Source organism: Alloalcanivorax sp. (assembly GCF_964221125.1).
GTDB lineage: Bacteria > Pseudomonadota > Gammaproteobacteria > Pseudomonadales > Alcanivoracaceae > Alloalcanivorax > Alloalcanivorax venustensis.
This window is the reverse complement of record NZ_CAXPXK010000082.1, coordinates 1-12,859: the sequence shown is the minus strand read 5'-3', so window position 1 is coordinate 12,859 and position 12,859 is coordinate 1. Positions and strand designations below refer to the sequence as shown.

Here is a 12,859-nt window from a genome sequence, read left to right as displayed (position 1 = left end):
GAGGGTTCACACCCATGCGCGCAAATTTCCTTTCTTGTGCCGGCCTGTGTGCCGGCGCTCTTTTTCTGAGCCCGAGCATCGCCCTGGCGAACATGGGCAACACCGCCACCACTTACGGCCTGTTGCCCACGGACATCGCCTCCGCCCAGGCCTTGTCCATGTTCAACACCCAGGTGTCGACCACCTACTACAACCCGGCCTATCTGGCGCACAGCACCAAGAGCGAGCTGACCGCCGGCCTGATGCACGCCGAGCACAACCTCAAGGCGGACAGTGAGCAGTTCGGCACCTACACGGTGCAGGACGACCCCACTCAACAGGTGCTGCTGGGCCTCAAGGCCGATCTCAGTGACCTCACCGAGCTGGGCCAGCCCATGTACCTGGGCGTAATGATCGGCTCCGAAAAATTCGGTGACGAGCTGCTCGCCTTCGGCTCCCGCACCGACCCGGACGGCCAGTACTTCAACTACGGCCGCCAGCCGCTGTTCCTGAGCATCGGCGTGGGCACCCACATCTGGCGCGGCCTGGACGTCGGCATCGGCACCAAGGTCACCCTCAAATCCGAGGCGTCCCTGGTGGCGCAGACCAATCTGGCCGGCGAGACCGAGTATGAAGAGCTCAACGTCTCCGCCAAGCCGGTGATCCGCCCGGTGATCAGCATGAACTTCGACTGGGAAGAGACCTTCTGCCCGGACGCTAACTGCTGGTACGACGGCCTGGAAACCGCGTTCGCCTTCAAGGGCTACTCCGACTCTTCGGTGGAAGTGAACGCCAACACCATCATCCCCGGCACCATCCCGGATCCCGGCCTGTTCATCGACATCGCCACGGTGGATTCCTACCAGCCCAACATCTACACCGTCGGCATGCAGCTCAAGCGCGACAAATGGCGCCTGGGCCTGGCGGTGGAAATGCAGGAGTGGTCCGCCCTGGAAGACGAGCTCAACAACGACACCGTCAAGAACAACCTGGGTCTTGAGTTCGACGACATCGTCATCCCGCGCATCGGCGCCGAGTACTACCTGAACGACACCTTCACCCTCACCGGTGGCGTGGCGTTCGAGGAATCGCCGCTGGCCAACGACGTGAACCCGGAAGTGAACTACCTGGACGCCGACCGCACCGTGATCGGCCTGGGCGTCAGCGCCACCTTCGACCACGTCTACGGCCTGGTACACCCCCTGCGCGTGGACCTGGGCTATCAGCATCACCTGATGGATCAGCGTGAGTTCCAGATCAAGTCCAGCCAGCCGACCGCACTGAACGACGACGTGGTGGAAACCGCGGGCGACGTCAATGTCTTCGCCGGCTCCATCAGCATGCAGTTTTAAGAGGGAGGGACAATAATGAAGACAACAATCCTGAAGCAGTCATTGCTACTGCTTTCCTCCGCCACGCTGCTGGCCGCCTGTGGCGGCGACGGCGGCGACTCACCGGTGGACGACTTCGGTAGCAACCCGGGCGAATCCGGCGCGCAGGCCCTGCTCTACGCCTACCCGGACAACGGCCAGGGCGAAGTGCCCACCAAGGCCCCCATCGCGCTGCGTTTCACCAGCGATGTCTCCACTGGCGACGTCAAAGAGAACGTAACGCTGTGCTGCGACGACCAGGGTGAAAACCTGGATTTCGATGCCGATCCCGTCGGCGGCGAGCCCCGCGGTGTACTGATTACACCCACGGACGAGCTGGCACCCGGCACCCAGTACACCATCGACATTGCTGATCTGCGGCTTAAAAGAGGTACCGCCAAGGACCAGACCCTGACCTTCACCACCCGCACCCTGCAGGAAGGCCCCAAAAGCCTGGTGGTCCAGGACATGGAAAACTTTGAGCTCAGCCGCACCTTCCCGGACGGCTCCAAGCTGGAACCGGTGATGGATTTCTCCGCCTTCCGCTTCCAGTTCACCCAGCCGATCGACCGCACCACCGCCACTTATGGCGACGGCAACACAGTGGTGATAAAAGACAGCGAAGGCATGGAAGTGGACGCCGGCCTGCTGGTGGACGGTGCCTATATGACCGTCGATCCCACCGCCGACTATCTAACCCCGGGTGAAACCTACACTCTGACCCTCGGTGCCGGCCTGATGAGCACCTACGGCGAGCCGTTCGCTGAACAGACCATCGAGTTCAACCCGAAGGACTCCTCACCGCGCGGTGAACCGGGCTTCCTGGTACAGCGCATTACTCAGAACGATACCTCGCGCCTGACCGGAAAGCCTATTAACCAGGTACCGGTGAACGGCGTCCTGCTGGGCGAAGAAGGTCAAAATTTCACGCAGGCAGAGGCTAGCCATGTAATCGCCGAATTAGCGGATGTGACCCAATACACTGAAGTCACCCCGATCCGTCTGCCCAAGGGAACCTTGCTCAAAGGCCTGCCCATCGACATGGTGAAAATCGGCGGTGAAGTGGAAGCCGGCTTTGGCTCCGGCGACGTCACCATGCGCGTCCTGTCGGACGCCACCGGCTACTTGGTGCCCAACCCCTACACGGAAAACCACCCGGACAAGCTGCGCATCGTGCATCTGTTCATGGACGTGGGCATCGCCACCGAGAACCCGAAAGCCAACGCGGGCTTCACTCAAAACCTGCTTCACATTCACTTGGTCGGCGTAGCCGAAGTGAATCCCAGCGGCGGCGTTCTGAATATCGACGCAACAAGTATGGTGGAACCGGATATTCTGGGGCAGGAGTACGGATACGGTCTGCTGAGTTTCCAGTTGCAGTCTTACAAGAACCAAACGGCTGAGCTACTTCAGAACGCCCGTGCAGCGCTGCAAGACGACACATCTCCCCAAATGCAGAGCTGGGTGCCAGATACCAATATTGCCGCGTTCAAAGCGAGCGATCCAGTCATCATCAATTTTGATGAGCCTTTGTCGTCAGAGACAGTCAACTCGGGAACTGTGTTTGTACGGAGAGATGGTGCAGAAATACCGAGTAGCATAAAGGTGGATGGCAGCGCTATAGTAATACGTCCAGAAGCAGGCTTTCTGAGATCCTCTCAGGGCGCCACCAACGAATATGAAATAGAAGTCTCGAGCGGGGTCACCGACTTGGCCGGAAACCAAGTATCGCCAACCGCCCTAGACGCATTCAGAAGGCCCGAACTTGCGCAGTCAATGACTCAGGACGCTGTAAACCCCAACACGCAAGAAGAAGTGGTAACCGATGAAATAGAAAGACAGCGATCGCCCATTGTTTTGCATGCTTATCCTGGCTTCCCCTGCGCGTTAGAGGATGGCGGTCTAGATCCACAAAATAACGTGGTAGGCAGATGCGACGGCGCGTTATCGGGCTGGAATCAAGGCCAAGAGCCTGACATTAGACGCGCAGACGATCTATTGCCTTTACCTTCACTAGCTTCGAACCAGCCCATCATCGTACAGTTTTCTCAAAACATGGATGCGCAAAGCTTTGAGGTGGGGGAAACTTTTAAAGTCTATCAGATCGATAACGCAGGGAACATCAGCGCCCCGGTGGACGGACATATAGACGTCGAATCCAAAAGCATAATATTCTGGCCATCTGAACCCTGGGAGGAAGATAAACTCTACTCCTACTCATTAGTCTCTAACGGTGATGCATCATCATCGAACGTTGATTGTTCTACTGCAGTATGCAGCGAGGACGGGTTACCCTTGCAAACTAGGCTCTGGGAAGTCTCCACAGACCCGGTGATCAGTGCCCCGGCCTATGCTACAAGGGACTTTTTAACGTCTCACCTCCCAACACCTCCCACAGCTGGCGGCCCGCTCTTTACACAGTACTTCAGGGGTGACCAGCGCTCGAATAGCGTCATCCAAATGCTCAGCACACCGTCTGCGGATAGAAACGCGAACTTCTACCTGGACAAAGTAGCGGGTGAGCTCGACCTGGAAATGCGCCAGAACTTCGACCCTATTGATCAACTTGGCTTCCGGTACGTCACTGCGATAAAAGGCGATCAAGAGGTCGGTGCACAAGATCAGCCCTACATATCAAACACACCAACTTCTGACTATCCCGGGATGGCAAGAGAGGACATCGATCCGGAGGGTGTCGTTCCGCCGAAAAACAGCGCTAAAATACTTTCTCTAATGGTAGAAACCGAGAGCTTCGGCGCTGCAGATTTTGCGATAAATGGCGGCACAAAACTTTTTGCACTGGGCTTAAGAATAGGTTGTGGATATGGAGATATCACAGCACCGGATATGGAAAACTTTTTCGGTAAACATATTGTTCGAGAAGAGCCATGCCCTCGTGAAAAGTTTACATACTTAAATAGCTCAGTAGTGGCAGAAGTAACGGATGAATTCGTGGAAGGGAAAGGACTCAAAGTGAAACTATGGCCCGGCCAGATAATGGCCACCTCAATATCGCAGAGAATTGCATCGGGCGGCGGTGTTGGCTTTGTACCTTCAGGCCCTCAAGTAATGAGGATGCGCTATTCCAAAGCTGATGAGTCTTGTGTACCGACAGCGCTGGAACCGTGCGCGAGAACAAAGCCTATTACCGGCTGGATCAGCACGGGAAGTGACACGCCAAGACTGAAAGCCACAGTCGATTTGTACATCGACGCGCCACTGCTAAACATTAACATTGGTGACAATCTAGATATAGGGAATCAACAACAAGAAACGGATCTGCTAAGTTACCCTGTAACTATGGAGCTATCAGGCGACATTGTGTTCAAAGACGATGGCACAATGGTCGTAGAACAATACAATCTCCAGGACGTTAACATCGATATCTCATTGGTCTTGCGTGGCGCGGAGGCCAATGTCCTTGAATTGATGATACCTGCCTATGGTAGCCGTCTTGTCTATGAGACTTCGAAAATTAAGTGATTTGTGTAACGGATAATTGGTGGCCGTTCTACTAAGAACGGCCCTTTTAATATCACCCATTTATCTTAAAAGTCAGCAAGTCGGTGCCATGATTATCAACGGATAAGGAATGGCCAAACCCGCAACCATAATACGCCAAATGATGAATTAACGAGCGTTACGCCTGCCACATCCAAACATAATCCTATTAGCATGCAATGCGAAAAGTATTGGCTTCACCCTAAAATAACGATCCCTTCCAGTCTCAAACGGGGCCATTTCAAAGGCCTCTGGGCTTATTTCGCTTGGATGGGCATGACATCGAATTCAACTATAGAAGACTTCCGTGCGATCGAACACAGCCGCTTTGGCTAAGTCACGGATTTCGTAGAGCCGTTGCCCAATGCGTTCCTTCTTCAGGTTTGAAGAAGGATTCCACTATCGCGTTATCCCAACGGTTTCCTCGCCGACTCATCCTGGAGTCCAGATTGTGGGCAAGACAGGAACGAAGCCAGTCATCACTCATATCATATGCCTGATCCGGACTTTCCTCTTGGTACGTCGACAACATACCAACATCTGCAGTGCATCAGCCGCCAGGCAGCGCGTCGGCTCCATGGACCAGCCCACGACATGCCGGAGAAAAAAGTCGACGACCAAACCAGGCTTGCCTGGAGAGAATGTAGGTGATGTCGGTCACTCAAGCTTTATCAGGGCAGCTTATAAATTTCCGCTGTAACTTCGGACTGAGAATCGCTGGCTTTCTGGCGATCATCTTCGGCGCATCATAAGCCACGCAACGCCTTGATTTATGTTCTTTCATCAGCCGTCTAATCCGGTTCAGGTTACAGGTTTCGCCGGCCTCCCGAAGATCTAGAAACACGCGGCTTGCGCCTTACACACGGGAGTTATCCTGATAAGACAAGGATTAGGGCCGAAAAGCGTTACTATCGATGGTCGGGTCTAGCACGGCTTATAGATGTCTATAAGACCCAGACGAGCCTTCTGGAGCACGCGGCACATCGTTCTTTATCTGGAGCTCACGCCGATGATCGTTGATGGACCGGCACTTCACTCGGACTCTGTGACAACGAATCGCCTGGCTTTTCGTAGGATATGGCGCTCTTCTAAAATTCGTCACATTTGCGCCCGAAGCTAGAGGATCTAAGCGCCCGAGGATCCAATATTGACCGACGGTTACGCTAGGCTACCTGCAGGAAGCGATATAAACATAACCAGGCTCAAGTAATGGGAAGCACCAAAGTGCAGGAAGAGAAGTGTCTTTTTATAGGCCGACTAGGCTTTAGTAAGTACGGATGAGTGGGCAGAGCCAAATAACATATATAATGCAGACATGGCGGCGCATACCCTGGGCGCATTACTATAAAATCCATCTCTAGGTAGCAACTTATTTTGCATCAATAAAAACTCTCCTAATTTACAACATCCGATGCATTTACTTCAATTTAGCTTTGGAATTTACAAAAAAAATACGCCAGTAAACCGCCACAACGTTATGCATAAAAATACTGAAAAATCAACGAAATACGTAGCTACAGCCTCCCAGAACCTACCCCCCACATTTAAATTTGATAGATGGTTTTGAAAACCGAACCACCGACCATGCAGGATCGAATAGTGATAATATACGCTTATTAATTATTTTCATTTCCCTAATTACGATACTGTCGCAACGCAACCTTTCCTAAAAAAGGCGATATTTATATATTATTAATAATCGCAACGCGATGTCAGTAATTTTAAAAGCGCACCCTCGCTACGGCAAGGGTGCACAAGCTAGATTATTGAGAAATATACTGAATCAGACCTCGAGAAAGAGGGCTAGGATTCGGCGTTCCGGGTGTATGATCCGGACTATTAAGCAACTTGTCGACTGCTGAGTAAAGCTTGCCATTCACTGAACAGGCGATACCATTCGGTGCTTCTATATCGTTGTCGAAGTCAAAACTTACCTTGTTAGGCGCGGGATCCACGCCAGGAATACCGTTATTAGAGAAGCCAACTTCGTCGATGTGGCCGCCGGAACCAGCGTCCTCGGTTGAGCAATACCCGAAAAGCGGAGTATCAACTTGAACATTATCGAAGGTACCGAACAGGACACCTGTATCATCAAAAGTGGGCAAGCTGCTTATAGGATAGGAGGTAACCCAAGCGCCAGCCGATGCAGCCGGAAAACCGGAAGCATTGTAGCCATTATTAAACTCTAAGCTGATGCTGCTGCAGGTCGCGGAGTTGCTTGCGCCAGACCCGGCCGGCGGAGCTTGGTTAGTAGTACCGTGGGTCACGGCAATTTTCACCAATCCATCTGCCTTATCGGTCCAAATGTACCCACCCAGTTTTAAATTACAAGATGCAGTAATAAACGACCTGCTCAGGTCAGTCTGTTGACCGTGCCAACCTGCGCCGTCTTTCACTGGGATCCAGCTATTGAATTGGTAGAAAAAATCTTGACTAACCGCATCTGCATAGGAGGTTGGCAACGCTTCCGACGACCCATCTTGGTAATGAATCGTCGCATTTGCAGCAGCCACACCTGAAACGGACGCGAACAGCAGGCCAAGTCCACTAAGAGCCATTACTTTCAATTTTTTTAATTCCATTTTGATTCTCCTTTTATAAATTGAAACCATTTCTATGCCAAGGCATATAAACCCTGACGACTCCAAAGTAGAATCAACAGCTCCTACAATTCAATACAAAACTTCTGTTTAAAAACGATCCGTTCAAGCGCTGAATATCAAAACGCAATAAAATCATTTTTTTCAATGCCTTGAATCCTAACTTATGATGGCGTTCCTTTCGGCTTGTGTGGTATTTAAGCGTCCGAGCAGTCGCTTCCGCAGCCTAAAAATACGCACCTTTACCCTGAAAATAACATGAACCCCTGCGCGTAGTTATGGTATTCACCTGACAGTCCACTGCATATAGAGGCGGCGGCCATATCCCCTCTGACGGACTCAGGACAGCGTTAGCAAACGTTATCTATACCCTGAAAGGAGTGGAATACGACCATGGCATGGCGCAAGCTCAGCCTGCTAGGCTGGCCCCGGATCTGCGCAATGCATCCAAACCCCGCAAGATGATGAGCTATTCCTGGCAGGTGTTCTATGAAATCCTGCCCTACTTCCAAACCTATATTGCTCGGAGGCTCCGATCGACCGCCTCCTAGTAACGCCTAATCTCATCCTGGTCGAGTCAGTGAAGAGATCGAGGAAGGGATCTCGGCATATTGAACCGCCCTGGGTATCGCGGAGCCTCTAATTTCTGACAGGATAGAGACCAAGCCCAATAAGTGTTCTCCTGAGGTCCGAAAGCGTGCGGTACGCTCGGTGCAAGCGCACCGTGGCAAGTATCCCTCGCTGGGGGCCACCGTGGTGTCCATCGCGCCGAATATTGGCTGTCTTTCGTAGACGCTGCTGAAGGGGTCAAGCCTGCGGAGGTCAATGCTGGCGCGCGGTCGGGTACAACAACGGTCGAGGCGCCGAGAGTCAAGGAACAGGAGCGCGAGAACAGAGCATGGCGAGGCGCCAGTGAGATCCTGCACGCCGTCAGTGCTTTTTTCACCCAAGCGGAACTCAACCGCAACCTGAAGCCGTCAACGCCTACATCTCCGATACCGGAATACCTACAAGATCGAGCCGATTATCAAGGTGTTGCAGGGTACCATATCGGCGTACCCGTGCCATGCGGCCTGCCGACATAATTCGGATTGGCGCAGTGCCCGTGTAAGCTTCCCGCTTAACAGACCAATCCAAAGTAGAAATTTGGCACAACCAGCCAATAAGGAGAGGTTTCATGAAAAGACCCCTATTCACGAAACCCGGATCGTATCGATTCTGAACGAGGCGGAGGCGAACTTGCCGGGGAAAGAGGTCTGTCGCCAACACGTTCTCAATTCGCTCGGCCTGCTACGACCAACGGAAATCCAAATACGGTGGTCTGGGCGTTTCCGAATTGAAGCGCCTCAAGCAGCTAGAAGCGGAAATCGCTAAGCTGAAGCGGCTGTACGCCGATATGGCTTTGGAAAACAGTGCCTGAAGGAACTGATCGAGAAACGCTCTAAGGCCGCCGAGAAGCGCGAGGCCAATCGTTATTAGGCCGGGAAACACCGGTATCGGCGCGAGCACGACCAGACAGTGATCGGTGAGCTCTTAACGATGGCTGAGTCGAGACCAGGCCTGGGGCTCTGGAAGCTGTTCTACCAATTGCGGCGGCAGGGCCACCGGTGGAATTAAACGCAGGCTTACCGAGTATATTGTCGACTGAGTTTGAACCAGCAACAACGAACGAAGAGACGGCTTCCCCGCGCGGTCTCCTACTATTCTTCGCTCCGACTCAGCCGATCAGGCTTGGTCGGCGGAATTTATGAGCGGTGGATTGTACAACAGCTTACGGCCCCGTACCTTCAATGTGCTGAACGACTTTAACAGGGAAAACCTAGCGATTGAAATCGATACATATTCCCAGCCGCCGGCTGGTGCAAGTGCTCGAAGCAGAGCGCGGGCTAACGAATATCCAGAGATATCGACAACGGCCCGAAATTCCGCGTTAAGACCTACGGACTAGTGCCTATACAACGATATATTCCTGCGTTATATCGAGCCAAGTAACCCGAACCAGAATGCTTCTATTGAGCGGCTCAACCGCACTTACCGGCAAGAAGTGCTGGATACCCGGCTGTTCCGGGAATTGGACGAGGTCCGGGTGATCGGCTGGGCCTAGATACTGGAATACAACAAGGAACGCGATCACGGCAGCCTGAACAGGCGGACCCCCTTCGAGGCATTACACCAAGCCCAAAGCTCTACTTTACGGTGCCTACTTGACAGGACAACTTATATGCCAGCGTCGCGGCCTGGCTTGAACCAAACAGTTCCGTTTTCCTGGGGCGATTCACGTCTTAGGCACAATATTAGCAGTCATAGTTTACTGCCGTCTTTAGCGTAACTAAGTGTAATCTCTTCGCTTTCCCGCACAATTACTATATTCACCGTTCCTGCATCTTTAAAAGATTTATAAGCTAGCAGGTCTTTGATCTCCGTGCCTAACGGGTAGCCGTTGGCTGAGACAATTACATCCCCCTCTTTTAAACCATACTTCTCCTGTATTTCTTCAGATCCCTTTCCCACCCTATAACCTTCAGCATTGGTTTTACTGACCGGCTCCAACCCAGATGTCTTTAGTACAAGTTCTCTATTTGATGAGATCTCACCACCACTTAAAATTCTACTATGCGCATTCCTATTTTTTGCGTTATAGTTTACGCTTAAATTTGAATTTGAAATTCTTAAGGCAGTCACTTCGCCAAATTTCTCAATGATTACTCTCTTCTTCTCTACTGCCAAAAGGCGGATTCCTTCTTCAAACCATTGGGTTTTCCTTACTCTCTTTTCCTTTCCGTTATTTACTTCAACAATAGCTATGCTTTCTTCGCCATTATCGCTATAGAATACGCCCGCGAGCCGAAGATCCGACCGACCATCACGAAGCAATTGACTGGTAACGCTATTTTTAGTTTTTGAGTAATCCAATTGCATCCGCCTGTTATTACCGATTTCGGCTGACCACAGGTTGGCTTCTAAAATAGACTTTTCTTTAGAGATCGGCTTGACGGTCGAATGCGACGGTTCATTAGATATAAAAATTGTATAGAGCAAAAAAGCGAACAGCGCCGTTGCGCCGGTAGTGACCAAAGAAGGACTTAAGAACGATTTCAATTTTGAGAACATGGGAACCCCGCTAGTATTCTATGGACAACCAAGAACTTCATCAACCTCGAAGTAATGGAATATCTGTCCGAGCTGAGCTTCAGCACTCAACCTGTTAAATGAGCGAAGGCCTATATGCAAGGGCCGCAGTTTGGTGAAACCGATATCCGTAACAAGAACTGCATTTTCCGGCGCGGCTCTCACTATTCGGATTATTGTTCACCGTCATATACTCCTTTTTTGCTCGGAAAGTCAGTAGTATCAACTGCCTAATTAAATACCCTCGATGCTTCATTAATGAAAACGAGGCGCCACAGCCAGCTTGTATATAGCCATCGCCGCGCCACGGCAGATATCGTTTAACCCAATGTATCCCTTCTTGCCTGTGTGATGTATAGAGACACCAGTAATTTATACGCAGTAACCCTGAGTAGTGGCCGCCCCCCCCCCCTCCAGCATACGATCATACTTGCCATCGATAATTCTTAGGCGAGCTCCAATTACTGATTGACCTCCAACGCCCTATATCGTCGCGAGACCTCGCTCACGAACTGGGCCAATCTCATCAGTCACCATCCACACCGGCACACATGTATCTCCATCTATTTTCCGATACGTCAAACCTACCGCGGGTTCGGTCCAAAGTGTGCTGTCAGCCGATTAAGACATTAATCGACTCATGATTGCTTAAGGTTATGACGTAACTTTTTTACAACTATCAAAAAAGGCATACGGAAGCAGACGATTAGCATTCATCTAGTGCGGGTTTTATATCCAAGTCGTCGGCATTCAAACCCATCATGTCGTATTCCCGGTTCGCATCTCCCACAAGCCGTGATTGATTCCGCGAGCGTATGCCTTTGCGCAGCGTGGTTAGTTACCTCCTGCGGATCCTTTCGGCAGAGCAGGCTATGACCAGTGAACGCACACCCCTGCCTTATTGGTTTTTTTCAAGTTGCCGGCGGCCCATTTTGCAAGATCCGAACTTCTCCATCGTTTCCGGTCTTAACTGGCGGCTTGCGCATCCGTAACTCTTATGGCCAGATGCACACAACGCGGCTAATCAGCTGTCGGCCTTCTTGCGGTACTTGCGCGGCCGCCCCGGTCCCCGGTTAATGCCGAGCACTCCGTATTCCCGATAGACCTCCTTTACGAATCGGATCGAGCCGGTGAGCTTGCAGCGCTTGACGGCGGTGTCGATCATCTTCTCTTCGTTCCGGTCCAGGCCATTGCTCATATACACGCGGTAGGCCTCCGCCCGCTCTTGGATGGTGTCGCCCAGGCGGGCGTACTCCTCTGGGTCGCTCAGCCAGTACTGCCCTGTCTTGCCTAGCCGCATGCGATAGCTGCTTCGGTGGTAGTGATAGGCGGACGACGCGAGCTGGTGAATCACCGGCAGCCGCTCGACGTAGCACATGCAGGCGAGGAGCCATTGCCCCGGCTCCACCGGGCTGGAGCGGTAGCGCACCTCCCATACCGAGTTCCGGCCATGAAGGTGCTTGCGCCTCAGCGAGGTACGGCACGAGAGCGCCTTCATGAACGTGGACAGGTTGGCGGGATCTTCCAACGGCGTAGCGACGATGTGCAGGCCGTTTGGCAAGAGACAATAGGCGTGAATGGCGAGCTTGTACTCTTTACTGAGCTCCCGTATCTGCCCTATGCAGTAGGTATAGTCAGCTTCATCGAGAAAAACGGGTTGCTGGTCGCGGCTTTTGCGCACCAGGTGGTGCGGGTGACCCGCGAGCAGAAGGCGATCCTTGCCGGGCATAACTCCCCCTTTGCGGTTGCAGTTGGGTTTGTTTTTCTTGGAGCCTACCCCTTGCGTGCGTCGCGTATGAAGAGAATTTCGCCGCAATTTGCGACTAAAATAAAGCGCTCATATGGTCCGCTTAATTGTTCCATTGTTATCAGACAGTTACAGAAATCTAATGCGCTCATTTCGGCGTTGTGCGTCCCCTTTCTTCACGTATCCATGCCCCGTGGAAGCACCAATCTCTTCAATCTGTCGGGCCTTTGCGCGAACCGCAACTTTCGTTGTCGCGCCCGCAAAATGGCGCCTTTCCATCCTTCTGACATGGTTTTCCGCCTTTTTGCCCTGCTCTGCCACCTTTCTAGCAGTATCCGTACATCGCCTCTGCTCGCACTCCGCCTTCGCTTACAAGGACTGTCCGCATCGTAGGACAGACAACCCTGCTCGTCCCGGCCACGCTGGACGACACATATTGACTGAAGGCCCGCGGACGAGACCCGCCGTGCCGACCGTCAGGACACATACACCTTTCCTTTTTGTATTTTTTAAACTACAATGAGCATCAAATG

5 protein-coding genes and 1 pseudogene are annotated in these 12,859 nt (G+C 52.3%); 3 read left to right on the top strand and 3 right to left on the bottom strand.

What is annotated here, in order from left to right; all coding sequences use genetic code 11:
- The first annotated feature begins 14 nt into the window (after positions 1-14).
- Both ACEQZD_RS09795 and ACEQZD_RS09790 read left to right on the top strand, forming a co-directional pair.
- The gene (locus ACEQZD_RS09795) at positions 15-1,331 is read left to right on the top strand and encodes an outer membrane protein transport protein (protein WP_370185192.1); all 1,317 of its coding nucleotides are present in this window, start codon (positions 15-17) and stop codon (positions 1,329-1,331) included.
- Between the two features lie 15 nt (positions 1,332-1,346).
- Positions 1,347-4,832: an Ig-like domain-containing protein gene (locus ACEQZD_RS09790; protein ID WP_335629162.1), complete on the top strand. Its 3,486-nt coding sequence runs from the start codon at positions 1,347-1,349 to the stop codon at positions 4,830-4,832.
- 1,781 nt (positions 4,833-6,613) lie between these two features.
- Here the strand turns inward: ACEQZD_RS09790 and ACEQZD_RS09785 are convergent.
- On the bottom strand, positions 6,614-7,432 hold the full coding sequence (locus tag ACEQZD_RS09785; RefSeq protein ID WP_335629161.1) for a hypothetical protein: 819 nt from the start codon (positions 7,430-7,432) through the stop codon (positions 6,614-6,616).
- Positions 7,433-8,596: 1,164 nt separating this feature from the next.
- On the opposite strand from ACEQZD_RS09785, the pseudogene ACEQZD_RS09780 reads away from it, so the two are divergent.
- Positions 8,597-9,620 (top strand): annotated as a pseudogene (locus ACEQZD_RS09780) (integrase core domain-containing protein); the annotation flags it as partial.
- A gap of 131 nt (positions 9,621-9,751) precedes the next feature.
- Here the strand turns inward: ACEQZD_RS09780 and ACEQZD_RS09775 are convergent.
- Together ACEQZD_RS09775 and ACEQZD_RS09770 are read right to left on the bottom strand one after the other, a co-directional pair.
- Positions 9,752-10,561, bottom strand: coding sequence for a type II secretion system protein N (locus ACEQZD_RS09775; protein ID WP_335629160.1), 810 nt, complete (start codon positions 10,559-10,561; stop codon positions 9,752-9,754).
- Positions 10,562-11,603: 1,042 nt separating this feature from the next.
- Complete coding sequence (locus ACEQZD_RS09770; protein ID WP_335629159.1) at positions 11,604-12,308, bottom strand: transposase; 705 nt, start codon at positions 12,306-12,308, stop codon at positions 11,604-11,606.
- Between the last annotated feature and the right edge of the window lie 551 nt (positions 12,309-12,859).